25 protein-coding genes are annotated in these 25,535 nt (G+C 69.3%); 13 read left to right on the top strand and 12 right to left on the bottom strand.

Translation table 11 applies throughout. From position 1 onward, the window contains the following. Positions 1 to 12: 12 nt before the first annotated feature. Positions 13 to 636: a hypothetical protein gene (locus E0H92_RS14870; protein ID WP_131462091.1), complete on the top strand. Its 624-nt coding sequence runs from the start codon at positions 13 to 15 to the stop codon at positions 634 to 636. On the opposite strand, the gene E0H92_RS14865 is transcribed toward E0H92_RS14870, so the two are convergent. Together E0H92_RS14865 and E0H92_RS14860 are read right to left on the bottom strand one after the other, a co-directional pair. Continuing rightward, positions 633 to 1,325: a nucleotidyltransferase domain-containing protein gene (locus E0H92_RS14865; protein WP_131496655.1), complete on the bottom strand. Its 693-nt coding sequence runs from the start codon at positions 1,323 to 1,325 to the stop codon at positions 633 to 635. The genes E0H92_RS14870 and E0H92_RS14865 overlap by 4 nt on opposite strands. Then, positions 1,325 to 2,167: an alpha/beta fold hydrolase gene (locus E0H92_RS14860; RefSeq protein ID WP_131497431.1), complete on the bottom strand. Its 843-nt coding sequence runs from the start codon at positions 2,165 to 2,167 to the stop codon at positions 1,325 to 1,327. The genes E0H92_RS14865 and E0H92_RS14860 overlap by 1 nt, the downstream gene beginning before the upstream one ends. Before the next feature lie 155 nt (positions 2,168 to 2,322). On the opposite strand from E0H92_RS14860, the gene E0H92_RS14855 reads away from it, so the two are divergent. Genes E0H92_RS14855 through E0H92_RS14835 form a run of 5 tightly spaced genes read left to right on the top strand, consistent with a single transcriptional unit; the run spans position 2,323 to position 7,901 of the window. Then, a complete protein-coding gene (locus tag E0H92_RS14855) occupies positions 2,323 to 3,252 on the top strand; it encodes an ABC transporter permease (RefSeq protein WP_131462089.1) in 930 nt (309 codons plus the stop codon). Beyond that, positions 3,252 to 4,250: an ABC transporter permease gene (locus E0H92_RS14850; protein ID WP_131496654.1), complete on the top strand. Its 999-nt coding sequence runs from the start codon at positions 3,252 to 3,254 to the stop codon at positions 4,248 to 4,250. Before E0H92_RS14855 ends, E0H92_RS14850 begins: the two co-directional genes overlap by 1 nt. Continuing rightward, positions 4,243 to 5,238, top strand: a complete 996-nt coding sequence (locus E0H92_RS14845) for an ABC transporter ATP-binding protein (RefSeq protein ID WP_131496653.1) — start codon at positions 4,243 to 4,245, stop codon at positions 5,236 to 5,238. The genes E0H92_RS14850 and E0H92_RS14845 overlap by 8 nt, the downstream gene beginning before the upstream one ends. After that, on the top strand, positions 5,231 to 6,226 hold the full coding sequence (locus E0H92_RS14840) for an ABC transporter ATP-binding protein (RefSeq protein ID WP_131496652.1): 996 nt from the start codon (positions 5,231 to 5,233) through the stop codon (positions 6,224 to 6,226). The genes E0H92_RS14845 and E0H92_RS14840 overlap by 8 nt, the downstream gene beginning before the upstream one ends. Before the next feature lie 37 nt (positions 6,227 to 6,263). Then, positions 6,264 to 7,901: an ABC transporter substrate-binding protein gene (locus E0H92_RS14835; RefSeq protein WP_238173436.1), complete on the top strand. Its 1,638-nt coding sequence runs from the start codon at positions 6,264 to 6,266 to the stop codon at positions 7,899 to 7,901. Positions 7,902 to 7,905: 4 nt separating this feature from the next. Here the strand turns inward: E0H92_RS14835 and E0H92_RS14830 are convergent, their stop codons facing one another. Beyond that, positions 7,906 to 8,400 carry a phosphatase domain-containing protein gene (locus tag E0H92_RS14830; RefSeq protein WP_131496651.1) on the bottom strand — a complete coding sequence of 165 codons (495 nt, stop codon included), beginning with the start codon at positions 8,398 to 8,400 and terminating at the stop codon, positions 7,906 to 7,908. Next, positions 8,393 to 8,935 carry a GNAT family N-acetyltransferase gene (locus E0H92_RS14825; RefSeq protein WP_131496650.1) on the bottom strand — a complete coding sequence of 181 codons (543 nt, stop codon included), beginning with the start codon at positions 8,933 to 8,935 and terminating at the stop codon, positions 8,393 to 8,395. The genes E0H92_RS14830 and E0H92_RS14825 overlap by 8 nt, the downstream gene beginning before the upstream one ends. Before the next feature lie 160 nt (positions 8,936 to 9,095). Between E0H92_RS14825 and E0H92_RS14820 the strand changes: the two genes are divergently transcribed. The 3 genes from E0H92_RS14820 to E0H92_RS14810 are packed head-to-tail and all read left to right on the top strand — an operon-like array spanning position 9,096 to position 15,942. After that, positions 9,096 to 10,220 (top strand): metallophosphoesterase family protein, encoded by a 1,125-nt coding sequence (locus E0H92_RS14820; RefSeq protein WP_131296936.1) that lies wholly within the window; start codon positions 9,096 to 9,098, stop codon positions 10,218 to 10,220. Beyond that, entirely contained in the window at positions 10,217 to 12,973 is a 2,757-nt protein-coding gene (locus tag E0H92_RS14815; protein WP_131496649.1) for an AAA family ATPase, read from the top strand. Before E0H92_RS14820 ends, E0H92_RS14815 begins: the two co-directional genes overlap by 4 nt. 32 nt (positions 12,974 to 13,005) lie before the next feature. Next, positions 13,006 to 15,942 carry a helix-turn-helix transcriptional regulator gene (locus tag E0H92_RS14810; protein WP_165549795.1) on the top strand — a complete coding sequence of 979 codons (2,937 nt, stop codon included), beginning with the start codon at positions 13,006 to 13,008 and terminating at the stop codon, positions 15,940 to 15,942. 19 nt (positions 15,943 to 15,961) lie between these two features. Here E0H92_RS14810 and E0H92_RS14805 read toward each other — a convergent pair whose 3' ends face one another. The 3 genes from E0H92_RS14805 to E0H92_RS14795 form a co-directional block, all read right to left on the bottom strand. Further along, positions 15,962 to 16,228, bottom strand: a complete 267-nt coding sequence (locus E0H92_RS14805; protein ID WP_131496647.1) for a hypothetical protein — start codon at positions 16,226 to 16,228, stop codon at positions 15,962 to 15,964. Between the two features lie 66 nt (positions 16,229 to 16,294). Beyond that, positions 16,295 to 17,128 (bottom strand): formate dehydrogenase accessory sulfurtransferase FdhD, encoded by an 834-nt coding sequence (gene fdhD, locus E0H92_RS14800; RefSeq protein WP_131496646.1) that lies wholly within the window; start codon positions 17,126 to 17,128, stop codon positions 16,295 to 16,297. After that, positions 17,125 to 18,159, bottom strand: coding sequence for a phosphotransferase family protein (locus E0H92_RS14795; RefSeq protein WP_131496645.1), 1,035 nt, complete (start codon positions 18,157 to 18,159; stop codon positions 17,125 to 17,127). Before E0H92_RS14795 ends, fdhD begins: the two co-directional genes overlap by 4 nt. A 23-nt stretch (positions 18,160 to 18,182) precedes the next feature. Between E0H92_RS14795 and E0H92_RS14790 the strand changes: the two genes are divergently transcribed. Further along, positions 18,183 to 18,806 (top strand): trimeric intracellular cation channel family protein, encoded by a 624-nt coding sequence (locus E0H92_RS14790; protein ID WP_238173435.1) that lies wholly within the window; start codon positions 18,183 to 18,185, stop codon positions 18,804 to 18,806. A 6-nt stretch (positions 18,807 to 18,812) separates the two neighbouring features. Here E0H92_RS14790 and tnpB read toward each other — a convergent pair whose 3' ends face one another. The 4 genes from tnpB to E0H92_RS14770 all read right to left on the bottom strand — a co-directional run bounded on the left by tnpB (position 18,813) and on the right by E0H92_RS14770 (position 22,557). Continuing rightward, positions 18,813 to 20,201 (bottom strand): IS607 family element RNA-guided endonuclease TnpB, encoded by a 1,389-nt coding sequence (gene tnpB, locus E0H92_RS14785; RefSeq protein ID WP_131496644.1) that lies wholly within the window; start codon positions 20,199 to 20,201, stop codon positions 18,813 to 18,815. After that, on the bottom strand, positions 20,194 to 20,538 hold the full coding sequence (locus E0H92_RS14780; protein ID WP_131296946.1) for a hypothetical protein: 345 nt from the start codon (positions 20,536 to 20,538) through the stop codon (positions 20,194 to 20,196). Before E0H92_RS14780 ends, tnpB begins: the two co-directional genes overlap by 8 nt. Positions 20,539 to 20,621: 83 nt before the next feature. Then, positions 20,622 to 21,341, bottom strand: a complete 720-nt coding sequence (locus tag E0H92_RS14775) for a MerR family transcriptional regulator (protein WP_131496643.1) — start codon at positions 21,339 to 21,341, stop codon at positions 20,622 to 20,624. A 40-nt stretch (positions 21,342 to 21,381) separates the two neighbouring features. Continuing rightward, positions 21,382 to 22,557, bottom strand: a complete 1,176-nt coding sequence (locus E0H92_RS14770; RefSeq protein ID WP_238173434.1) for an MFS transporter — start codon at positions 22,555 to 22,557, stop codon at positions 21,382 to 21,384. Positions 22,558 to 22,629: 72 nt separating this feature from the next. Here E0H92_RS14770 and E0H92_RS14765 point away from each other — a divergent pair, with 72 nt between their 5' ends. The 3 genes from E0H92_RS14765 (at position 22,630) to E0H92_RS14755 (ending at position 25,086) form a co-directional block, all read left to right on the top strand. Then, positions 22,630 to 23,700 (top strand): ferrochelatase, encoded by a 1,071-nt coding sequence (locus E0H92_RS14765; protein ID WP_131496641.1) that lies wholly within the window; start codon positions 22,630 to 22,632, stop codon positions 23,698 to 23,700. After that, a complete protein-coding gene (locus tag E0H92_RS14760) occupies positions 23,697 to 24,491 on the top strand; it encodes an inositol monophosphatase family protein (RefSeq protein WP_131462075.1) in 795 nt (264 codons plus the stop codon). The genes E0H92_RS14765 and E0H92_RS14760 overlap by 4 nt, the downstream gene beginning before the upstream one ends. Positions 24,492 to 24,786: 295 nt before the next feature. Continuing rightward, a complete protein-coding gene (locus E0H92_RS14755) occupies positions 24,787 to 25,086 on the top strand; it encodes a DUF4193 domain-containing protein (RefSeq protein ID WP_130379292.1) in 300 nt (99 codons plus the stop codon). Between the two features lie 120 nt (positions 25,087 to 25,206). Here E0H92_RS14755 and E0H92_RS14750 read toward each other — a convergent pair whose 3' ends face one another. Beyond that, on the bottom strand, positions 25,207 to 25,530 hold the full coding sequence (locus E0H92_RS14750) for a DUF4235 domain-containing protein (RefSeq protein WP_131462074.1): 324 nt from the start codon (positions 25,528 to 25,530) through the stop codon (positions 25,207 to 25,209). Positions 25,531 to 25,535 lie beyond the last annotated feature (5 nt).

Genomic DNA, 25,535 nt, shown 5'->3' with positions numbered 1-25,535 from the left:
GGGAGAGCTGCCATGGTCCGTCGCATCCTCGTGCTTGTCGTCCTGCTCTTCGCGTTCGGTGCCACGCCCGCCCACGCCGGCGGCCCGACCAGCGTCCTTCTCAGCGCACCCCCGTCGGTCGTCGCGTTCGGCTACAACGACCCGCGGTACGACGAACTGGTCGAGCTGACCGCGCCGACATCGGACAAGCCGACTGGCGAGCACCGGTCCGGCCGGTTCGTCCGCGCTACCTGGCTGATCCACGACATGTCGGTCTGGCGCATCGACATCATCTACCCGGACGCGCCGGGTGGCCCGTGGATCGCCACCGAGGACCTGATGTCCGGCACCCAACCCGCGAAGCCCACGTGGCACCGCGCCACCGATCCGGCAAGGCTCTTGAAGCTCCTCAACGAACTCAAGCTGCTCAGCGGAGAGTTCTACGGCGGCCCGAGCCTGGACGGCGGCTACACGGCCCAGGAGTCCACCCCAGAGCCCGCACCGGCAGCTGACCCGCCAGCGCAGGCCCAGGCGTCCACCTCCACCAACGTCTTCACCGGATGGCGCTGGATCATCCCCGGCGTACTCCTGGGCGCAGCAGCCGCTGTCCTCGCCGTACGCCTCTTCCCGAAGCGCCGCTGGGAGCTGATCGACTAGATGTCGGCAGCCAGCTCAAACCCGCTGAACAACCGTCCGCCATAGCCGGCAAGGATGTCGTCCACGGCGACCACCAGGCGGTCGTCCGACGCCCGCACGCCGTCGAGCAACTTCACAGCGTGGTCAGTGCCGTGAGCAACGTCGTACGTCGTGACCTCGCGCAGCAGACCCTTGCCGGTGCCGGACCAGTGCCCGGCCCCGGTCAGCAGCAGCCGCGCCGCCTCCTGCCACAGCACTGACGTGATCGCCAGCCGCACATCACCTTCTGCGGCTGCCAGGTCCTCCAGCAGGTCGGTGACCGTGTAGCGCAGCAGGTCCAGCTCATCGGAAGTCAGCGGCTTAGGCCCGGCAGCCACCTCAGCCACGAACTCCTGCTGCAGCCGCGCACCGGACCCGTCGGTGTCCACCAGTACGACGGATTCGCCGACCAGCCGCATCATGGTCGGCTGACGCCGCAGCTGGTCCTTGTCGGCGAAGTAGCGCAGTGACTTCTCGGTGTGCACGAACAGCTCGACCGGCCAGCCGCCGTACTCCAGCGACTTCCTCCGTGGTGCCGGTGGTCCGTCCAGCAGCACCGTGATGTCCAGGTCGGACGTCGGGCTGGCGTCACCGCGTGCCACGCTCCCGCCGAGCCAGGCAGCCCGGGCCTCCGGATACAGCTCCAGAACGAGTTGACGTGCTAGGTCCATCAGGACAGTGTCAGCCACCGCAGCAGTTCGCGGTACGCATTTGCCGGCGGGATGTGGCCGCCCACGTAGTACCTGCGTTCGGCGTGCGGGATCGCTGCGGCCAGGTGGTCGGCGTACTTGCCGGCGCGCTCGTCCGCAGAGCCGTGCCACAGACTGACCGGGACCCGAAGGTCGCCGAGCTCGAAGCCCCAGGGCCGAGCGAACGCGAGATGGTCGTCGATCCAGCCGTCATGACTGGTGACGAATGTCGCGGTCAGCCGGGCGATCGCCGACGGGTCCTCACGCGCCGGGGGCCCTGGCGGCGAACCGGGGTCAGGCGGGAACTCGGGTCCGCCTTCCTCGACGGCGGCCATGATCGTGCGAGCTGTTTCCTCGAGCCCTGGTCGCAGGTCTCCGTGGACCGCCCGCCAGGAGGTGCGGTTGCGCCGTGGGTCCGCCTGTTCCTCTGCCTCGGTCGGTTCGGGACCGTCGACGAGCGACGGCGCGTTGCTCCCGGTCACCGCGCAGCGGGTCACGCGATCCGGCAGCAGCGCCGCGCAGGCCAAGGCGTGCGGCCCGCCGCCGGAGCCTCCGGTGACCGCGAACCGTTCCCACCCGAGCGAGTCAGCCAAAGCCGCCGCGTCAGAAGCCACCGACGCCACGGTCCGGCCCGGCTGCCGGGTCGATCCGCCGTACCCGGGCCGGTCCGGCATCACCATCCGCACCCCGGACGACTCGATCGTCGCGACCACCTCGGGCCGCTTCCAGCGCGTCGACGGCGTACCTCCGAACGACATCACCGGTACGCCGTCGTCCGCGCCGTACACGGCGTACATGAGCATCCGGTCACCGATCTGCACCATGCTGTCCACACGCGGAGCGTAACCACCCGGCAGCACCTAACCGAATCCACAGTTACCGACCCGACATTCTCGGGATTCGAGATGCGAACCCCGTGGTGGGAGGATGCGGCCTAGGTTTTGTCGGCTGTGTGATTCGAACCCTGTCGGGAGTGCTTGTGAGTTCCTCGGTCGCCGGGACCGTATCGCCCACCCGGCAAGCGATGCGCCGGCTACGGCGTGACCGCAGCGCGCGGGTCGGTCTGGTCGTGGTCGCGCTGCTGATCGTGATCGCCGCCGCCGCGCCGTTGCTGGTGCGGCTGGCCGGCCAGGACGCGACGACGTACCACATCGATCTGCTCGATCCGGCCCGCGGGAACGCGCCCCGTGGTGCGGTCGGCGGCGCGAGCGGTACCCACTGGTTCGGGGTGGAGCCGCTGACCGGCCGGGACCTGTTCTCGATCGTCGTTCTCGGTCTGCGGACGTCGCTGTTCATCGCGGTCGTCGTCACGCTGATCACCACCGTTGTCGGCACCCTCGCCGGGATCAGCGCGGCGTACTTCGGCGGCTGGTACGACGCGGTGCTGTCGCGGCTGCTCGACTTCCTCTTCGGCTTCCCGCAGTTGGTCTTCATGATTGCCTTGGGCATCGTCGTACCGGCCGGGTTCCCGCGCTGGCTGCTGCTGATCCTGGTGCTCAGCTTCTTCGGGTGGGCCGGTCTGGCCCGCCTGATCCGCAACCAGGCCCGCTCGCTGGTCGCCCGCGAGTTCGTGGAGGCGGCCCGCAGCGTCGGGTCGAGCGGCTGGATGGTGATCACCCGCGAACTGCTGCCGAACCTGCTCGGTCCGGTGCTGGTGATCGCCACGCTCGCGATCCCGGGCTACATCGGCGCAGAGGCCGCGCTGTCCTTCCTCGGCGTCGGGGTCCCGCCGCCGACCCCGAGTCTCGGCCGGTCGATCTCGGACTCGATCGCCTGGGTCTACACCGGCGCGGATCCGTGGTTCCTGCTGTTCCCCGGCGCGATGCTGTTCCTGGCCGTGCTCGGCTTCACGTTGCTGGGCGACGGCGTCCGGGACGCGTTCGACGTCCGGCTGCGGAGGACGAACTGATGCCCGACCTCGTCTGGTTCCTGATCCGGCGGCTGTTCGCCGCGCTGCTCGTGATGCTCGCGCTGAGCCTCGCCGTCTACCTGATCTTCTACGCGATCCCGGCCGACCCGGCCCACCTCGCGTGCGGCAAGCCCTGTACGCCGGACCGCCTGGAGCAGGCGCGGCACTTCATGCAACTCGACCAGAGCACCCTGCAGCAGTACCTGAACTTCCTGAAGGGCATCTTCGCCGGACGTACGTTCGGCGACGGCGCGGCGGCGGTGCACTGCAACGCTCCGTGCTTCGGGTACTCGTTCCCGCTCGCTCGCCCGGTCACCACGCTGATCACGGACCGGCTGCCGATCACCGCCTCCATCGCGCTCGGCGCGGCCGTCCTCTGGCTGCTGATCGGCGTGTCGCTCGGGGTGATCGCCGCGCTGAACCGGGGCCGCATCCTCGACCGGTTGGCCGTCGGCGTCGCGCTGATCGGCGTCTCGACCCCGTCGTTCCTGCTCGGGCTGCTGGCGATCCTGGTGTTCGGGTTCTGGCTGAACATGGTCCCGGTCAACGGCTACGTCCCGCTGACCGAGAGCCCGGTCGACTGGGCCTGGCACCTGGTCACGCCCTGGATCGTGCTGGCCGTCCTGCAAGCGGCGTCGTACATCCGGCTGACCCGGTCGCAGATGCTCGAGGAACTCAACCTCGACTACATCACCACGGCCCGGGCGAAGGGTGCCGGCGAGGCGCGGGTGGTCCTGACCCACGGGCTGCGGGGTGTGCTGGTCCCGGTCATCACGCTGTTCGGTCTCGACCTGGGCGGCCTGCTCGGCGGTGCGATCCTGACCGAGAAGGTGTTCAGCATGCAGGGTCTCGGCGATCTGCTGATCAGCGCGGTCGGCCAGCTCGACGTGGCCGTGGTCGTCGGCGTGACGTTGTTCTCGGCGTTCCTGATCATCCTGGCGAACCTGGTGGTGGACATAGTGCACGGTGTGCTCGACCCGAGGGTGAGCCATGGCTGATCCGGTGCTCGAGGTTCACGACCTGAAGGTCACGTTCCGGACCGAGAACGGCGCGGTGCCGGCCGTCGACGGTATCGATTTCGCGGTCGCGCCCGGGCAGACGCTCGCGATCGTCGGCGAGTCCGGTTCCGGGAAGAGCGTCAGCTCGTCCGCGGTGATGGGCCTGCTGCCGTCGAACGCCGACGTCACCGGCGAGGTGCTGCTCGACGGCCGTGAGCTGAACGGCTTGCCGGCCGACGAGCTCCGCAAGATCCGCGGCAACGACATCGCGATGGTCTTCCAGGACGCCCTGTCCGCGCTGAATCCGTACTACTCGGTCGGCTGGCAGGTCGCCGAGGCGTACCGGCTGCACCACGACGTCTCGAAGAAGGTCGCGCGTCGCCGGGCGGTCGAGATGCTCGACAAGGTCGGCATCCCGGACGCGACCCGTCGCGCCGACAGTTACCCGCACGAATTCTCCGGGGGAATGCGGCAGCGGGTCGTGATTGCTATGGCTCTGGTGAACGACCCGAGAGTGCTGATCGCGGACGAGCCGACGACCGCACTCGATGTCACCGTGCAGGCGCAGATCATGCGCCTGCTGGACGACGTCCAGGACGAGTTCGGTACGGCGCTGATCCTGATCTCGCACGACCTCGGTGTGGTCGCCGAGGTCGCGGACGACGTCCTGGTGATGTACGCCGGGCGCGCGGCGGAGCGCGGTACCGTGCGGGACCTGTTCTTCCGGGCGGCGCACCCGTACAGCCTCGGGTTGCTGGGTGCGATGCCGCGGGTCGACGTACCGCCGAAGCCGCGATTGACCACGATCCCGGGCACCCCGCCGACGCCGGGGTCGATCACCACCGGATGCCCGTTCCAGCCGCGGTGCGCGTACACGCATCTCGTGGGGGAGCGGTGCGTCACCGAGCGACCCGAGCTGACGCCGCGTCCCGGCGAAGGCGATCACGAGGCGGCTTGCCACCTGGGACGGAGGCCGGCGGATGCCTGACGAGCTGCTGAACCTCAAGGACGTGCGCAAGTACTTCGGGTTGCGCGGTGTGCCGTGGCAGAAGGCGCAGGCCGTGCGCGCGGTCGACGGCGTCAACCTCGTCGTACGCAAGGGCGAAACCGTAGGTCTCGTGGGTGAGTCGGGTTCCGGCAAGTCCACGCTGGCCCGGGTCGCGACCCGGCTGCTCGACCCGACGCAGGGCCGGGTCGAGATCGGCGGCAAGGACGTCACCAAGGTCAAAGGCCGGCGGTTGCGCCCGATCCGCCGCCGGATCCAGATGGTCTTCCAGGACCCGCAGGCGTCGCTGAACCCACGGCAGTCGGTGGCCACGATCCTGAGTACGCCGTTCCGCGCGCAAGGACTCCGCCCGACCCGGGCCCAGCTCGTCGAACTGCTCGAACAGGTCGGGCTGGCCGAGGAGCACCTGGTGCGGTACCCGCACGAGTTCTCCGGCGGGCAGCGGCAGCGGATCGGGATCGCCCGGGCCCTGTCGGTCAAACCCGATCTGCTGGTCTGCGACGAGCCGGTGTCCGCGCTGGACGTGTCGGTGCAGGCCCAGGTGCTGAACCTACTCGCCGACCTGCGCGACGAGCTCGGCCTGTCCTACGTGCTGGTCGCCCACGACCTGGCCGTCGTCCGTCAGGTCGCCGACCGGATCGCCGTGATGTACCTCGGCACGATCGTCGAAGAAGGCCCGGCGGCAAAGGTGTACGAGTCGCCGGCGCACCCGTACACGAAGGCGCTGCTGTCCGCCGTGCCGGTGCCGGAACCGGGTGTCACCCGCGACCGGATCGTGCTGACCGGCGACGTACCGACCCCGATCGACCCGCCGTCCGGCTGTCCGTTCCGGACCCGCTGTTACAAGGCCGAGGACGTCTGCGCGACGAAACGACCAGTGCTCGAGCCCGTCGCCGGGAACTCCGAACACCGGGCCGCCTGCTACTTCCCTGAGCCCCCACCCCTTGAGAGGACCCCATCCAGTGCTTAATTTTCAGGGCATATCCCGAGCGGTCGCGTTAGCGGCCGTGCTCGCGCTCGCGGCGGCCGCGTGCAACGCCAACGACAAGTCCGGCACGACCGGCGGCAGCACCGCGGCCGCCGAGCAGGGCGGCACCTGGCACATCCTGAGCACCAGCAAGGAGATCAGCTACGACCCGGCCAAGAGCCAGAACCTGGGGATCAGCGGGATCCACCTGGTGCTGCGCGGCCTGACGTCGTGGAAGACCGACCCGAACAAGCCGACCGAGCTGGTCCCGGACCTGGCCACCGACACCGGCCAGGTCAGCGACGGCGGCAAGACCTGGACCTACAAGCTCAAGGCCGGTCTCAAGTACGCCGACGGGTCGCCGATCGTTGCCGCCGACATCAAGTACGGCGTCGAGCGGTCGTTCGCGCCGGAGCTGTCCGGCGGTCTGGGCTACCACAAGTCGCTGCTGACCGGCGGTGACAAGTACACCGGCCCGTACAAGGGCGGCGAGCTGGCCTCGATCGAGACGCCGGACGAGACCACGATCGTCTTCAAGCTGAACAAGCCGTACGGCGACTGGCCGTGGATCGTCAGCATGCCGGCGTTCTCGCCGGTGCCGAAGAAGGCCGACACCGACCCGGCGCACTACGGCGAGAAGCCGATGGCCAGCGGACCGTACCAGGTGCAGTCGTACACGCCGGGCTCGAAGCTCGTGCTGACGAGGAACCCGAACTGGGACAAGTCGACCGACCCGGCCCGGACCGGCCTGCCGGACTCGATCGTGACCGACATGGGCCTGCAGCCCGACGTCGTCAACCAGCGCCTGATCGCCGACGCCGGCGACGACAAGTTCGCCGCCACCACCGGTACGTCGGTCCCGGCGGCGCTGATCCCGACGATCACCGGCAACCCGGCCGTCAAGGCCCGCGTGGCGACGTCGCCGTCCGGCGCGCTGCAGTACCTGGCGATGAACACGAAGCGGCCGGCGCTGGCCAACCCCGCGGTCCGCAAGGCGATCGAGTACGCCGTCGACAAGCAGGCCGTCCAGGTGGCCGAGGGCGGTCCGGAGTACGGCGGTGAGATCGCCAGCACCCTGATCACGCCGGGGATCGACGGGTACAACAAGTACGACCTGTACGAGGCGCCGCCCGCCGGTGACCCGGCGAAGGCCAAGCAGATGCTGGCCGCGGCCGGCGTCAGCAACCTGAACCTGGTGCTGGCCGCCGACAACACGACCGGTCTCGGCGTGGCGCAGGCGATTCAGCAGGGCCTGAAGCGGGCCGGGATCACGGTCACCATCAAGCCGCTGGACAGTGAGCCGCTGACCGACCTCATCACCGGCAACAAGCCCGACTTCGACCTGACCGTGTCGAGCTGGCTGCCGGACTTCCCGAGCGCGATCGGCAACATCCAGCCGCTCTTCGGAACGTCGGAGATCGGCAACGGCGGGTACAACATCTCCCGCTACTCCAACCCCGCCGTGGACACCGCCATCGCCGCGGCCACCGCCGAACCGGACCGCACGAAGGCAGCGGGCCTGTGGGCCGCACTGGACAAGCAGATCATGGCCGATGCCCCGATCGTGCCGCTGATCTACGCGCGCAACGCGTTCCTGCACGGGTCGAAGGTCCAGAACTTCTACCTGTCGTCGTACCCGCCGTACGCCAACACCCTGATCGTCGGCCTGAGCAAGTAACGGCTCAGGTCCGGCCTTCGGACTCCTGGGCTTCGAAGAGGGTCGGCTGGGACTCGGCATCGAGTCCCCAGTCGGCCCTCATCACCGTGTAGCCGGCCTTTGCGGCGGCCTTGATGACGGAGGCGTCGTCGTCGACGAGGACGGCGACGGGACGCTGTTCGGCGAGGCGTTTGAGGCGGCCCAGTTTCATCAGCATCGACGGGCGGCGGTCGGTGTTGCCGCGCATGTAGACCTTGCCGTCCGGGAAGCCGTTGTCCTTCAGCCACCGCTCGGTGTCCCGCCGGATCCGTTCGGGGCGGCCGGTCAGGTAGACGATCTCGTGGTCCGCGGCCAGCGTCGTCGCGATCGCGAGGCCTTCCTCGAGGACGGCGTCGTCCTTGGAGTGCGCGAAGAACGAGTCCCAGTCCTTCGGCTTCCGCTCGATGAAGTGCAGCCGCTTGCTGGTGTCGGACAGGGTCGCGTCGATGTCCAGTACGGCGTACGGTCGCTCGTCACTCATGCGACCCAGCTTCCCAGGTCGCGCGGTCGACGGCGTACAGCACCTCGCCGAACTCGGTTCCGGGCAGCGGATCGTCGAAGTGCTCGTGGTACACCTTCTCGAACCGCAGCCCCGACCGCCTCATCACCGCCCGCGACCGGTGGTTGACCGCCATCGTGTCCGCCTCCACCCGCTCCATCCCGAGCTCGAACGCGTGCGCGATCAGCGCCTTCGTCCCCTCGGTCGCATACCCCTTACCCCACGCGGTCCGCAACAGCCGGTACCCGACGTCCACCGTGCCCGCCGCGTCCGTCGGCTGCAGCCCGAACCACCCCACGAACCCGTCGCGCGTCTCGGCCTTGAACGTTCCCAGCCCCGGGTGCTCGTCGTACACCTTCAGGATCCCCGGCAGGACGACATCCTCGATCTCCTCCCGCGGCGTCGCCTGCCCGGTCAGGAACCGCATCACCTCGGGATCGGAATCCAGCTCCAGCAGCAGCGCGGCGTCGTCCGGTCCGAACCGCCCCAACCGCAATCGCTTCGTCGTGAGATACACATCCGGACTCTCTCATCGTCCTTGGGCCCCCACCAGTCATTTCGGGGGCAGCGAAACGGTTGGTAGGGGCTCAAAGTGCGTCCGGAGTGTGGGCGGTGTGCGGGTTTGGGGGTGTTGGGTTGGGTGGTTGTCGGCGGTGGGGGTTAGCGTTCTGTTCGCTATGGACGAGTCGATCACGTTTCTGCACAGCTCGGACTGGCAGCTGGGCATGATGCGCCGGTTCCTGGGGCCGGACGGGCAGGCCCGGTGGGGTCAGTCGCGGCTGGACGCTGTCGCGCGGATCGGCGAGGTCGCGGAGCGCACCGGGGCGGCGTTCGTGGTCGTCACCGGGGACGTGTTCGAGCACAACCAGGTCGAGCGGCAGACGATCCTGCGGGCGTGCGAGGCGCTGAAGCGCATCCCGGTCCCGGTCGTGCTGCTCCCGGGCAACCACGACGCGCTGGAGCCGGGGTCGCTGTGGACCTCGAGCCAGTGGCTGGCGCATGCGCCGGAACACGTGACGGTGCTGACCGAAACGACACCTTTCCAGATCGTGCCGGGTGTCGAGATCGTCGGAGCGCCGTGGCGTTCGCGGCGTCCGCTCTCGGATCCGGCCGCGCCCGGGTACGCCGACCTGACCGCCGACCCGAAGACGACGCGGATCCTGCTCGCCCACGGTCAGCTGACGAGTCTGTCCGGCGGCATGTCCGACGTACCGACCATCGATCAAAAAGCTTTGGAGGCCGCGGTCGCGGACGGCCGGCTGCAGTACGTCGGCCTCGGCGACCGGCACTCGACGACCCGGGTCACCGACCGGATCTGGTTCTCCGGGACGCAGGAGGTCACATCACCGGAGGAGGACGACCCCGGCAACGTCCTGAAGGTGACCATCGGCGCCGGGATCGAGGTCGAGCCGATCCGCGTCGGCGCGTGGCACATGGTGGATCATCGCGCCGACCTGTTCGACGAGGAGTCGATCACGGCGCTCGAGGACTGGTTCGCCGAACTGCCGGACAAGGAGCGGACGTACGTGCGTCTCGCCGGTGACGGCTCGCTTTCGCTGCCGCTGCTGGCCCGGCTGGACTCGATCATCGACGCGCAGGGCGAGGTCTTCGCCAGTGTTGAGCGCTGGGTGAAGTTCTGGACCGTGAGGCCGGCGCCCGACGCCGCGGACCTGGAGTCCCTGCAGCTGAGCGGTCCGGCGCGGGCCGCGATGGAGGAGCTGCGGCAAGCCCTGGCCGGCGGCGACGAGGGCGCGGGTGCGGCGCTGTCGTTGATGCACCGATTGGCGCGGGACGCGGGATGAGATTACACAGCTTGGCGCTACGGGACTTCCGTGGCGTCAAGGACCGCATTGTCCGGTTCCGCGCGCTCGGCACCACCGTGGTGGTCGGCGACAACGAGGTCGGGAAGTCCAGCCTGGTCGAGGCGTTCGGGCTGATCTTCGACCTGCCCGACGACTCGAAGTCGACGCGGATCCGCGACATCCAGCCGGTCGGCCAGGACGTCGGCCCGGAGGTGACCGTCGAGCTCAGCCTCGCCGGCCGCGAGCTGACGTACGCGAAGCGCTGGCTGAAGAACCGTTCCACGGAACTGACGATCGTCGAGTCCGACGGCCGTCGGCGGTCGTGGACCGGCCGCGAGGCACATGACGAGGCCAAGCGGCTGTTCGACGAGAACGTCGACCCAGTGCTCTGGCAGACGCTGATGGTCAGTCAGGGCCAGTCGTTGGTGCTGCCAACGCCGGCCGACGCGGAGCCGCTGATCACCGCGGTGACCGCGGAGTCGGGCACTCCGGTCGACGGTGCGTCGATGCCGCTGGTGACGGCCGTCGAGCACGAGTACCTGCGGTACTGGACGCCTCGCGGCAAGCCGACCGGCGACTTCGCCCGGTCGGCGAAGACGGTCGACGCCGCCGAACTGGCCTTCAAACAGGCGTTGCAGGCGATGGACGAGGTCCAGTCCGACATCCGTCGCGCCGAGCGGCTGAACCTCGACCTGAGCGACGTCTCCACCCGCCTGACCGATCACCTCACCGGCGTCGAAGCCCTGCGCGAACGCAAGCAGGCGACCGACGAGATCCTGCTCCGCCGGGACTCGATCCGATCCCGCGCGGAGACCGCACGCGCCCGGCTCGAGAACCACACCCGCACGCGGCTCGACCGGGAACGCCTGCTCGACGAGGTCGAACGGTTCACCAAGTTCGAGGCCGAACTGACCGCGCGACGGGCCGACGCCGACCTGGTCGCGAAGACGGCAGCCGAGACCGTCCAGGCGGCGGAGGCCGCGCTCGCGGAGGTCGTGGAGCTCAAGGACCTGCGGCGTACCGACGTACAGACCGCGGAACGTCGTGTCTCCGACCTGATGGATCGCGCCGAGCTGGACCGCCTGGTCGGGCAGCAGACCGAGCTGGTCGACGTCCGGGCGCGGATCGCGGCGGCCGGGACGATCCTCGACCGGATCAAGGTCGACGACGCCGTGGTGGCGGCGTTGGAGGACGCCCGCGCGGCGGTGGTCGAGGCCCGCGCGGCCCTCGCGGCCGGCGTACCCGAGGTGTTGGTACGGCGACTTGGCGCGGAGCCTGTCGAACTGTCCGGGACCGGTCTGGAAGGCAACGTGCCGTCGGAGCTCGGCTTCGACGAGTCGACCGAGGTGCTCGTCTCCGGTGAGCTGGTGGTCGGTGTGCCGGGGCAGGTCGAGGTGACCGTTCGCGCCGGTGGCGAGGCGGCGACGCTGCGCTCGCGTGTCGATGACGCCGTACGGCGGGAGACTGATCTGCTGAAGAAGGCGGGTGTCAAGGATGTCGCGGCGGCGCGGGAGCTGCTGCGGAAGGCCGACACCGCGACCGCCGAGCTGAACGAGGCGCGGCGGACCGAGAAGTCGCTGACGGCCGGAGGCGATCCGGGCGAGCGGATCGCCGTACTGACCGCGCGTCTCCAAGTCGGTGAGACGGCGGAGGACAGCGGGAAGCAGCCGGCCGTCGAGAGTGTTCCGGGGCAGATGTCGCTGTTCGCGGAGTTCACCGAGTTCGAGTCCTCGCACGACACGTTGTTCGACGACGTCGACGAGCCCGGGCTGAAGCCTGGGGATCTCGCGGGCGCGCAGCGGGTCCTTGAGGAGGCCCGGAGCGGGCTGGCCGATGTGGAGCGGTTGCTGACGGATGCGGAGTTCGCGGCGGCGCAGGCGCGGAAGGCGGCGGACGAGGACCGGTCCGAGGCTCAGAACGCACGGGCCCGGTCAGAGCTCGCAGGGGAGCGGCTGGCCGCGGCGGTCGAGTCGCTGGAGTCAGCGCGGTCGGTGCTCGACGACGAGGCCGTGGCGGTGGCCGAGAGCGAGGCGACGGCTGAGGTCGAGGCGGTGCTCGAGGAGCTCACCGCCGTACAGGAGCAGGCGGACGAGGCCGGCGCGGACCAGGTCGCGGGCGAGCTGACGCACGCGCTGGCCGTCGCGACACGTTTGCAGGGCGAGCGGGACACCTTGCGCGACGCATTGCGTACGACGGAAGGCCGCCTGGAGCAGTCCGGGCGGGACGGACTCGCGACCCGGCGGGACGTGGCGGAGCTGGAGCTGGCCGCCGTACGCACGGAGCACGAGAGCCTCCTGCGGCGGGCCGAGGCGGCGCGACGGGTGTACGAGACGCTGAGCCGGCACCGGGCCGAGGCGCAGACGAAGTACTCGGAGCCGTTGCAGAGCCGGATCGAGGCACTCGGCCGCAGTGTGTACGGGCCGTCGTTCCGGGTCTGGCTGGACGACGATCTCGCGGTCGCCGAGCGCGAACTGGACGGCGTCCGGTTGCCGGTCGAGGCGTTGTCGACAGGCGCTCAGGAGCAGCTCGCCATCATCACGCGGCTCGCGATCAGCCACCTCGTCAGCACCGGCGAGGGCAGCGTCCCGGTCATCTTCGACGACGCCCTCGGCTGGTCCGACAAGGCCCGCCTCCGCGACATGGGCGCCCTCCTCGGCCGCGCCGGCGACCACGGCCAGGTCATCATCCTCACCTGCATGCCAGACCGCTACGAGTACGTCCCCAAGGCAACGTTCATCAAGCTGGACGGATGACGACTCCGCGGTAGCGGGTGGAGACTGGAGCAGTGAGGGGCCGGGCGAGGCCTGAGCATCAGCTGGTCGGGCGGGGCGTCGAGCAGGACCAGCTCAGGCAGCTACTCGCCGGCGGTGCGGAGGGGCATCCGGCGGCGGCGGTCCTGCACGGCGAGGCGGGGGTCGGCAAGACGCGGCTGCTGCGCGAGGTGTGCGGTGATCCGGATCTCCTGGTGCTGTGGGGCTCTTGCGTGCATTTCGGCGGGGCATCCGTGCCGTATGCGCCGATCATCGGCGTACTGCAGGACTGGCTCGCATCCGCTGACGCTGCCGAGCGGGCCGACGTACTCGCGGATGCCGACGAACTGGGCAGCCTGTTACCTGGGCTGGGTGGATCGCGCAGCTTTCTGCCCGGGCGGCTCGTGCCCGTGGTCGATCTGGTGATCAACCGGATCGCCGACCGGCATCGCGTTGTCGTGGTCGTCGACGACCTGCACTGGGCGGACGTGGCCTCGCTGGACGTGCTCGCGTACCTGATCACCGGGTTGCGGGGGCAACGGCTGACGGTGCTCGGCACCTGCCGCGACGAGGATCGCGTTGCGGGACATCCAGTGCACAACTGGCTCGCCGACATGCGGCGGATGCCGTCGTTCGAGGAGATCCACCTTGAACGGCTCGGTCCGGCCGACACCGGGGCGCAGCTGGCGGACCTGCTCGGCCGGCCGCCGGACGTCGACCTCGTCGCCCAGGTTCAGGCCCGGTCGGGCGGCAACCCGTACCTCACCGAGCTGCTGGTCGCAGACCTGTCCGGTACCGAAGCCGACCTCCCGACGAGTGTGCCCGAGGGGCTGCGCGATGCCCTGCTCGGCGCTTGGCACCGGCTGTCGGATCCGGCTCGTCAACTCGTCCGCGTGCTCGCCGTCGGTGGTCGCCCGACGAGTCTCGACGTACTCGCCGCCGTCGCCTCGCGTCATGGGGTCCCGTCGGCCGAGCTGCCGAGCTGTGTGACTGAGGCGCAGCAGCGCGGCGTGCTGGCGGCGGGTCCCGCCGACCCGTGCTGGTTCCGGCATCCGCTGCTCGCCGAGGTTCTGTACGACGGCTTGCCGTATGGCGAAGGTCCGCGGATCCACGCCGGCTATGTCGACGTACTCGAAGCACGATCGACGGACGCTGCAGCGGCAGATCTGGCCGTACACAGTCAGCGGGCCGGGCGGATCGATGACGCGTACAGGTGGTCCCAAGTGGCTGCCGAGTATGCCGAGGACCTGCGCGCGCCGGCGGAACAGGCGATCCAGTTGGTGCGGATGTGCGATCTGTGGGAGCAGGCATCGTCGGAGCTCCGCGGTGTTGCGGCAGACCGCACGGCCCTGCATCGCCGGGCGGCCGCCGTCTGCTTGAGGGTTGGCCGGATCGACAAGGCCGTCGAACTGGTCAGTGAGGTGCTCGGCCGAACGCACGAACCGCTCGTAGCGGCTGGTCTCCTCGTCGACCGCAGCATGATGCGCTGGCTACGGACCGAACCGATTGCCACGGTCGCGGTGGACATCCAGGAGGCGTTCGAGCTCTCCAGCGGATTTCCCGAGAGCGCAGAGCACGCCCGCGTACTCGGAGCTCTCGCCTGGGCGGAGCACAAGCGCGATCTCCCCATCGCGATTGTCCATGCGGACGAAGCGGTCCGGATCGCGCGCGCCGCCGGCTCCGATCGGGCGCTCGCGGCCGCGCTCGGCGATCGGTGCACCGTGGTGGCCGTCACCGCCCCCGAGCAGGCGCTGGCCGACGGACAGGAAGCCGAGCAGTTGGCGCTCCCGATCGGCGCGATGGTGGAGTGGCTGATGGCCGTGGTGTGGCAGGTCCACGCGTTGAAGAGCCTCGGGCAGCGGGCGGTAGCCACCGATGTGGCGCTGCGCGCCCACGCCGAGGTGGTGGCGCCTGGGAGGGACCTGTTCGGGTACTTCCTCGCCTATCTGGGAGCAGGCGGCCTGCTGGAGGCGGGACGGTGGCGGGAGTGTGACGAGATACTGCGGGCCGGCCTCGCCGTCCGGTGCTCGAACATCGCCGGCGCCGGGATCAGACTCACCGCAGCGCGACTGGCGGTGCGGCGCGGGCGGCCAGTGGAAGGCAGGCAGCATCTCGATCGGGCATTGGAGTTGATCGCCGAGGACTTCGACGGGATCCGCGACAGCCTCGCCGCGGGAGGCGCCGACGTACTGCTCGCCGAAGGGAAACCTCAGGAGGCTGTCGACTGGTTGCGCATCCGGTTGACCGGGACCGATGCCGCGCCTGATCCGGAGGACGACGACGGACTGGCGCTCTATGCCAATGCGGCCGCGGAGCTCGCGCAAGCTGCGCGCGACGCCGGCGACCCGGGTGGCGCTGCCCAGGCCGTCAAGGGCTTGGACGACGTCCTCGACGGCTGGCCGTGGAAGCCGTTCACGCGTCACCAGACGGAGTCCGCGGCGCACTCGATGTGGCGGGCATTGTTCTACGCCGAGGTGGCCCGCTGTCGTGGTGACGCGGATCAGGCCGCCCGGTGGGAGGAGGCGATCGACGCCTGCGCTGCGGCCGAGGCGCCGTGGCATCGGGCAGTATGTCAATGGCGGTACGCCGAGGCGGCGATCGCTGCGGGTCAGCCGCCGGTCATTGTCGCCGGGGTGCTCCGGGACGCGCGGCGCTGCGCCGACGAACTGGGCGCGCAGCCGCTGCTGGGGAGTATCGAGTCATTGGCCCGGCGAGCGCGGATCACGTTGCGGGAGCCGGCGAAGATCGTCGTACCCGATCAGGAACAAACGGTCCTGTCGGCGTTGACGCCGCGGGAGCGGGAGATCCTGGCGTTCCTCGTGACCGGTCGCTCGAACGGCGAGATCGCGAAGGACCTCGTGATCAGCGACAAGACCGTGAGCGTCCATGTCTCCAGCATCCTGCGGAAGACCGGTACGGCGACCCGGTTCGAGGCGGCGGCACTGGCAGAACGGCTCGGTGGTCCAGGCTGATGGCCAGGACCACCTCGCGTCAGTGAGCCGCGAGCGGCTGGCGGCGGCGGTACATCCACAGGCCTCCGATGGCCAGCCCGGCTCCTCCGAGCACGCCCGCGGCCGTCTGCAGCCCCTCGGCGACGGAGTCGTCCACCGGGACCTCGACGACCGGACCCGGGATGACCACAGGCGGAGTGCCGTCGCGCTCAGGCTCGATGTCGCGCGCCGACGCGTTGGTCGCGCCGGCCACGGCCGCGCCGCAGACGATGATCGGCAACGCGATCGCGGTGTAGCGGTGCTTCATGATTCCCTCCCTTCCACCTCTCCACGATGTGGCAGTGGAAGGGGATCGCACATCAGGCACACCCCCTTAGATGTCGCGGATGATCCGCTCTGGGGCGGAGTAGACGACGCAGCGGTCGCCTCGGGTGAAGCCGGCCAGGGTGATGTTGAACTGGCGGGCGAGGTCGACGGCGAGGCTGGAGGGGGCGCCGACCGCGACGATCATGCCGAGGCCGGCGGCGACTGCTTTCTGGACGATCTCGTAGCCGGCGCGGCCGCTGACGGCGAGTAGCAGGCCCTTGCGGCTGTGCTGGTTGAGTAGGGTCCAGCCGACGACCTTGTCGACCGCGTTGTGGCGGCCGATGTCCTCCTTCACCACGACCTTGCGGCCGTCGGCGGTGAACAGGCCCGCGGCATGCAGACCGCCAGTACGGCTGAACATCGGCTGCGCATCCCGGAGCAGATCAGGCAGGCGGCGTACGACGTCCAGCGGGGCCTCCACCGGGTCCACCGGGTCGTACTCGCGCTCGGCGAGTTCGTCGAGGCTCTGTTGCCCGCAGACACCACAGGCGGCCGACGTCACGCCGTACCGCTGGGGTGGTTCGCGGTCCGGGGGACCGTCGAAGGTGACCGTGACGGTGTTGAACTGCTGTTCGGGGGTCAGGGTGACGTCGGTGCAGTAGGCAACGGTCCGGATAGCGTCGTTGCGTACCGCAAAGCCCTCGCCGAGGCAGAACCCCGCGGCCAGTTCGAAGTCGGAGCCGGGGGTGCGCATCGTGACGACCAGCGGCTCGGGTGGCCGGCCCGGCCATTCGAGGCGCAGCTCCAGCGGCTCCTCGGTGCTGACGACGTCCTCGCGCCGCGACGTCCGGTCGCCGTCGAGCACCTCGACCTTGAACCTGCTGGTGGGAGCCTTCGTCATACCTCCACGGTAGGCCAGCCTCGTCGTACGGCGAGCCAGTCGAGGAATGTCCACGCGTGCAGCCGCTGGTGCTGGCGCAGCGCCGGGGTGCAGCCGGGTGGGGGCGGGGCCTCGGTGTTCTTCATCATGTACGCCGCGACCACGGCCACGAGACAGTCGAGGTGATCCTTCGGTACGTCGGCGGTCAGCGGACTGCGCGCGATCGCCGTGAACGTGTCGATGCCTTGGTGCTGCGTGATCGGGAGCAGGCCGACCCAGTCGATCCAGCGTGGGCCGAGGGTCAGCCAGTTCCAGTCGATCGTCCAGCAGACGCCGGCGTTGTCGATCAGCATGTTGTCCGGGCGCAGGTCGGAGTGCGCGGCGGAGTCGCCGGCGAGCGCTTCGGGCACCAGCTCGACCAGCTCCGCGAGCTCCGGCAGCACCCGCGGCAGCCAGCCCTGCAGACCGACCGGCATCTCCCGCTCACCCGCCAGAATCTGCGCAGGCACGGCGATGTCGTCCCCGACCAGTTCCGCGAACGGCCGCAACCCATCCAACGGACTCGGCCGTAGCACCTCAGCCATACCCTCACAAGCGGCAGTCACCACCCCGAAGTCCTCAGCAGTCCAGGGCGCACCCGGCATCCGCCCCTCAACCCACTCAGAAACAACCGCAAACCACCGCCCGCCGGTCGGGCCCTCCCCTCTGTCCTTCCCGTAGGACGTGACGTCCAGGTGGGGCGTGTGGGCGGTGGTGATGATTGCTGGTGCGCGGATTGCCTCCGGGAGCTGTGGGACAACTTCAGCTTCACGCTGGTACGCCTGGTAGGCGTGCAGACCCTCCTGTGCGGCCTTGATGAACACGCGGCGGCCGTCCGCCAGCTCCGCCCGTGCGGCGAAGCCTCCGGTGAAGCCGGTGCTGACCGGTGTTGCGACCGAGGTGACCTGAGTGCCGAGGGCAACGGCGAGCGCTTCGTGCAGGGACGGTGGGAGCGACTCCCAGCCGGGTCGCGACGAGGTGGCGAAGTAGTCGACTTCCGGGGCGCGGGTCATGACCAGAACGATAGCGTCGGGCTGTGAGTGGATCCGTGGTGTTGCAGGTGCTCGATCTGGTCGGGATCTTCGTGTTCGGGATCACCGGTGCGCTGGTCGGCGTACGGAAGAAGCTGGACGTGTTCGGGATCCAGGTGCTGGCGCTGGTCACCGGGCTCGGCGGTGGGTTCATCCGGGACGTGCTGATCGGCCAGACCCCGCCGGCCGCGTTGCGCGACTGGCGCTACCTGGCGGTCCCTATCGCGGCCGGTCTGCTGACGTTCTTCCTGCATCCGGGCATCGGCCGCGTCGAGCGGCTGGTGAACATCTTCGACGCGGCCGGGCTCGCTCTGTTCTGCGTGACAGGTGCCCTGAAGGCGATCGAGTTCGGGCTGTCGCCGATCTCGGCCGCGCTCCTGGGCACGCTGTCGGGGATCGGTGGGGGAGTACTGCGGGACGTGCTCAGCGGCCGCGTCCCGGTCGTACTCCGCTCCGAGATCTACGCCACCCCCGCATTGCTCGGCGCCGCGATCGTGGTGATCGCATCGGCCTTGGAGTACCACGCGCTCTGGGTCCCGATCGCGGCCGCGGTGGTGTGCTTCGCGATCCGGCTGCTCGCGATCCGGCGCGGGTGGAACGCGCCGCTACCGTCGCCGGGGAAAAGATGATGGTGCTCATCCCACCGGCGCCCCATCTCGGGGTTGGTCCCTAGCCTTGCGCTTGGGTTCCTTCCGCGCTTCATTGCCACCCGCCGAGCGAGGCTCGGTCTTGCGGTCGGCTCCACGCTTGACGGCGGCCCTGACTGGGCCGACGGCGCTATCAGCCGCGGTGGGCGTCTCGTAGCGCGCGAGATTGATGGCTGCGTTCTCGTCTCGCTGATGGTCGGCGTGGCACTGCCCGCAGGTCCAGTGCTCCGCCCACCCGACATCTTGGACGTGCCTGCAGGCGTGGCAGGTTTTGGAGGACGGGAACCAGCGATCCGCGATCACGAGGTTCGAGCCGTACCAGCCCGTCTTGTAACCGAGTTGGCGACGAGGCTCACCAAGGGCGGAGTCCGACAGACCACGCCTGCGGGCACGGGCACCCGTCAGCCCCTTCTGCCGCAGCATCCCAGCCGTATCCAGTCCTTCGACCACGATGGTGCCGTGGGTCTTGGCAAGCCTCGTGGTCAAGCGATGGATGTGGCGGGCACGAATGTCCGCGACCCGGCACTGCAACCGGGTAATCCTGGTTTGGGTCTCGATGTAGCCGCGCGAGCCCGGTGTCCGGCGCGACCGCTCGCGGCCCAGGCGGCGCAGATCCTTCAACGCAGCCTCCAACGGCCGCGGGTTCGACACACGTTCGATCACCTCTCCGCGACCGTTGGCAACAGTGGCCAAGACCCGCACCCCAACGTCGACACCTACCCGCGAAGCCAGGTCCTTGACCGTGGGTTGTTGAGGCCGCTGGATCAGCACCCGGAACGAGACCACCAGGCGCGTGCCTTTTCGGGACACCGTCGCCGCGAGTATCCGTGCCTTTCCCTTGGCGATCAGACGTTCCAGGCGGCGCGTGTTCTCGTGAACCCGCACGGTGCCGATCCTCGGCAACGTGACGTGGCGCCGATCTGGCTCAACTCGGATAGCGCCGGTGGTAAAGGTGACCCGGTCTCGGTCACGGCCCTTCTTCGCGAATCGCGGGAACCCGACGCGTCGACCTGCTCTCTTCCCGGCTCGGGAGGTCTGCCAGTTCCAGTAGGCATCCACCGCCGCGCGGATGCCGTCAGCGAACGCCTCCTTGGAGATCTCGGGCCACCACACCTGACCGGTCTCGGTGTCGATGCACTCGCTGTCCTTGACCCGGTTCCACCGTTTCCGCAACCCAGCCAATGACGGCTTCTCTGTGTCCTCACCGGTCTCGCGGTAGCGCGCCAGGTCGGCCATCAACGTACCCACCGCCCAGTTCCGGGCCCTGCGGCGACCGCCGAACTGACGCCGTAGACACGCGGCCTGATCCGGGGTGCAATCCAAGGCGAACTGGAACGCCTGCACGTTCCAGCCCTCGGGGATCTCGAACCTAGCCATACAACCAGTCCTCGTCATCTTCCCCGCAGCCGGGGCAATCCCCCTCGTTGCACGCCTCGCAGAGGCCACCGGAGTTGATGGTGAAAGCGAACTTCGCCTTACAGCAGAAACACGAGAAGTCCGCCTTGCGAGCGTCCAGAGCCTGCCGTTGCCGCGCCGCTTCCTCGTCCTTCCGGCGGGCGTACTCTCGCCGGGCAAGGGTCAGCCATTCGGGCCGCTCTGCACGCAGTTCGCGCACCTGCTGACGCGTCCACGGACCGCGTCTTGGCAGATCCTTAAGGGCGACGCTGAGCCGTGCTGCTGCCTGTTTGGCCGAAAGCGGCTTGCTGCTGCCCATATTCCGCATTCTGCTGGTCGCCACCGACAGTTTCTGTAAGCGCCGCACTGCAGGCCGACGTCACCCGCGCGCACGGCTGGCTGCTACGCCGATTCCGGGTGGACCACTGCCCATCCGTTGACCACGGCAACCAGTTCCTGGTAGCGGTACCACTGCGGTCCCGCCTCGGTACGCCGGAGTTCGATCAGGCGGCTGCGGTACGCCGGGTCCGCCCGGAGCGGGTCGTCTCCGGCCAGCGCCCGATACCCGACCGCAAGCCGACGTACGGACGCACGGAAATCCTCCGAGGCCGTCAACGCGGTCAACTCGGCCCACGCCGCGAGCTGCGCGGCGTCGGCGTCCTCGGGCAGCACAGGCGTCAGGTTCTGACGCACCGCGGGGTCGGCGTCGCCGAGCGTCGTACTGAGGAATTCGTCGATCAGCGCGCGCCGGTCCTGCTCTGCGTGTTCGGCGTGTTCGGTCATCAGGTGTAGGTCCTCCAGTTCGGGATGGTTGGTGAGGACCGTGAGCAGTGCGTGCTGGCGGCGCAGCGTGCGGATCTGGATCGCCAGCGCGTCGGCGTGGGTCGCCGCGACCTCGGCGAGCGAGCGTTCCTCCCGCAGTACGGCGTGGATCGTCGGCAGATCGAGGTCCAGCGCCCGCAACGTCCGGATCAACCGCAGCCGTACGACGGCAGTGTCGTCGTACCGTCGATGGCCGGCAGCGGTACGCCGTGCCGTCAGCAGCCCGAGGTCGGAGTAGTGCCGCACGGCCTTCACCGACACCCCGGCGAGCCGCGCCACCGCACCGATCGAGTGGTCCATGCCCACTACCCTCACACCTCCCGTAACAGGAGATACAAGCCTAGTTGTGAGCGAACCGTTCCTTCGGGCGGGCGAAGGTGATGGAGGCCGCGGCGACGATCGCGCAGGCGATGCCGACGCCGAAGGGGACCCAGTAGGCGTCGGACGGGCCCCAGACGTCGACCGCGTGACCGGCGGCCGCGTTACCCGGTGCGACGCCGAGCAGGATGCCCGTGACGGTCCAGGTGATCGCCTCGGTCAGCCGCTCCGGCGGCACCCACTCCTCGACACAGGCGGTGACCGCGACCATCGTCGGTGCGATCGTCATACCGCAGCAGAAGAGCACGACGCCGAGCAGCCAGATGCTGTCGACCCAGGGGAGCGGTGCGAGTGTGATCGCGAGGGCGATGGTGCCGAGCAGCAGCCGGCGCTCGACCGGAGCCCGCCAGTGCACAGAGCCGTACCAGAGGCCGGCCAGCAGGCTCCCGAACGCCCACACCGCCAGTACGACGCCAGACAGCCCTGCCTGTCCCTTCTCGGTGGTGAACGCCACGGTGATCACCTCGGCGCCACCAAGGGTCGCACCGAGGCCGAGACCGATCAGACTGAGCAAGAGGATCGAAAGCCAGGGGAGTGGTGCCTGCTCGGCGCCGTCCGACTTGCCACGCCCTGGCGGGTCGGATGCGCGCAGCAACGCCAGCCAGATGCCACCGGCCAGTCCTAGTACGCCGGCCGCGGACAGAGCGGCGTACGGACTCGCCTGGGTTGCCAGCGCGGTGACGAGCACCGGACCGACGATGAAGACCACCTCGTCGCCGACTGCCTCCAGCGCGAACGCCGTCTGCAGTGCTCGGCCACGGCCCAGCAGGTGCGTCCAGCGCGCCCGGACGAACGAGCCGACCTGAGGACGGGTGCCACCGGCAATGAACGACAGCAGGTACAGGACCCACGTGGGCGCGTCAGCACGCACAGCGACGAGCAGGGCCGCAAGACCGACCGTGCAGGCCACTGAGCCGATCAGGATCAGCCCGCGCTGACCGAACCGGTCGACCAGCCGGCCCTGGACCGGACCGGTCAGCGCACCGGCGATCACGGCCACACCGGAGACCGCGCCGGCGAGACCGTACGAACCGCTCTCCTGGGCGATCAGGATGACGATGCCGAGGCCGATCATCGAGATCGGCATCCGCCCGAGAATCCCGGCAGCGAAGAACGAGGCCGCACCGCGGCGGCGCATGAGATGGTAGTAAGGCTTGAGCATGAGAGACCGGGAGCAGCTTAGCGTTCGGCCGTCTGAGAAGCTTGGAATATGTCGCCTGCTGCGCCTCCCTACGACGCTGTGTTGTTGCTCTCCTTCGGCGGGCCCGAGAAGCCCGATGACGTGCTGCCGTTCCTGCAGAACGTGACGCGCGGCCGCGGGATCCCGGACGAGCGGTTGAAGGAGGTCGGCGAGCACTACTACTCGTTCGGCGGCCGGAGCCCGATCAACGACCAGAACCGGGCGCTGCTGAAGGCCCTGCGGGCGTCGTTCGACGAGATCGGGCTGGACCTGCCGATCTACTGGGGCAACCGCAACTGGGCGCCGTACCTGACCGACACGATGCGCGAGATGGCCGCTGACGGTGTCCGCCGGGCCGTCGTGATCGTCACGTCCGCGTACCCGTCGTACTCCGGCTGCCGGCAGTACCGGGAGAACCTCGAGGACGCCGCCCGGGAGATCCCGGACGCGCCGCGGATCGACAAGCTCCGGCACTACGCGAACCACCCCGGCTTCGTCGGGTCGTTCGTGGAGTCGACGGCCGACGCGCTGAGCAAGCTCCCGGACGGCGCCGCGATCGCGTACGTCACGCACTCGATCCCGACCGCGATGAACGCGACCAGCGGCCCGGACGGCAACGGGTACGTCGACTGGCACCTGGACGTCGCCGCGTCGATCACGGCGGAGCTCGAGCGCCGGACGGGGCAGACCCGGCGTACCGATCTCGTCTACTGCTCGCGGTCCGGGCCGCCGCAGGTGCCGTGGCTCGAGCCGGACGTGAACGACCACCTGGAGGCGCTGGCCGCCGACGGGGCGCCCGGTGTGGCCGTCGTACCGATCGGGTTCGTGAGCGACCACATGGAGGTCATCTACGACCTCGACACCGAGGCCGCCGAGACCGCCGAGAAGCTGCGGCTGCCGATGGCGCGCGCCGCGACGCCGGGCACGGACGAGAAGTTCGTCACCATGCTCCGCGACCTCGTGGTCGAGCGGGCCGCGGCCGAGCGCGGGGAGCAGCCGGACCGGCCGTGCGTCGGCAAGCTCGGCCCGGCCTGGGACGACTGCCGTCACGACTGCTGCCCACCGCTGCGCCGACCCACCCGAGCTAAGGAAGCCGTATGACCTCCCCTGAAGAGCTGTTGAAGCTTGCGGTCGACGTGGCGGAGGAGGCGGCGCAGCTGATCGTCGAGCGCCGCCGCGGCACGATCACGGTCGCCGACACCAAGAGCACCGTCACCGACGTGGTCACGGCCGTCGACCGCGAGTCCGAGGAGCTGATCCGGGCCCGGGTCCTGCGCGCCCGGCCGGACGACTCGTTCCTCGGCGAGGAGGGCGACGACGTGATCGGCACCAGCGGCGTGCGCTGGGTCGTCGACCCGATCGACGGCACGGTCAACTACCTGTACGACCTCCCGACGTACGCCGTCTCGATCGCGGTGGAGTACGGCGGGGAGACCGTCGCCGGTGTGGTGGTCGACGCGCCCAAGGGCGAGGTGTTCACCGCGACCCTGGGCGGCGGGGCGTTCGCGGACGGCAAGCCGATCCAGGTGTCGGGGGAGACCGACCTGGCCAAGGCACTGGTCGGGACCGGGTTCGGATACGACCCGGCGCGCCGCCAGGTGCAGGCCGAGGTGATCCAGCACCTGATCACCAAGGTCCGAGACATCCGCCGGATCGGGGTCGGCGCGATCGACCTGTGCTACGTGGCCTGCGGCCGGCTGGACGCGGTGTACGAACGCGGGCTGAATCCGTGGGACTACGGTGCGGGCGCCCTGATCGCGGCCGAGGCTGGTGCCCGGATCGGCGGGCTGAACGGCGCTCCGGTGTCACCGGAGATGTCGATCGCGGCCACTCCGGCGCTGTTCGAGCCGTTCCATGCGCTGCTGGCCGCGGCGGACCCGTTGCGCGCGTAAGTGCCGGTGAGTGCTCGTTTCTGCGCGGTAGTGCGCACTAACGAGCATTCTGCTGTTCGGTACTGACATTTGTGGCGACACGCGGGTCACAGCATGGACCCAGTCGTGCATTGCGGGCCTTTATAGGGCACAATCCCGTCCTCGGGAACGGTGTTTGCCGATCCCGGCCTGGCTGTCAAGGGTTTCGGGGGACGAAAGTTCAGCGCGGTGCTCCGACGCGGAATTTCTCGGCCGCTCCACCCGTTCAAGGGCTCAGCAGGCAACACCACGGGTACGAAGAGGGCAGGGAAACACCATGGCGACTGATTACGACGCCCCGCGCAAGACGGACGAAGACGCTTCCGAAGAGTCGATCGAGGAGCTCAAGACTCGCCGTCACGACAAGAACTCCGGCAAGGTCGACGAGGACGAGGCCGAGGCCGCGGAGAGCTTCGAGCTGCCCGGCGCGGACCTGAGCCACGAGGAGCTCGCGGTCCGGGTCCTCCCGCGTCAGGCCGACGAGTTCACCTGTTCGAGCTGCTTCCTGGTTCACCACCGCAGCCAGCTCGCCGAAACGAAGAACGGGCAGCTGATCTGCCGCGACTGCGCAGCCTGAGCGGAAGCCCTACTTCGTCTGCAAACACCAGCGGGACCGTTCCACGATCGTGGAACGGTCCCGCTGTGCTGCAAACCAACCCGCCGAGCGTAGCGAGGCGGTTCTTTTGTTCTTGGTCTTTCAGTCCTTCTTGGTCAGCCCGGTATCCGTGCCCTTGACCAGTCGCGCGGTGGCGTCCGCCTCATAGCCGGGCGGCGCGTAGCCGGTGGACTTGAGCCAGTAAGCGGCCGCACGGCGCTCCGCGAACAGCCGCGCAGCGGCAGCAGCCCCAGCGCTCACAGCGGCCCACACCGCGACCTCGGCGTACCCGCCCTGGCCGTTCTTCGGCGGCTTCCCGCCCGACCCCAGCTTCCAGGCCGTGCTGACCGCCTTGCTCGCGGCCAGGCCCACCACGATCGTGAAGGCGGCCTGTACCAGCTTCCAGCCGATCTTCGCTCCGACCACAACAC

The organism is Kribbella speibonae (genome assembly GCF_004331375.1).
GTDB lineage: Bacteria > Actinomycetota > Actinomycetes > Propionibacteriales > Kribbellaceae > Kribbella > Kribbella sindirgiensis.
Note: the sequence above shows the minus strand (reverse complement) of the source record. Positions and strands in the feature narration are given on the sequence as shown.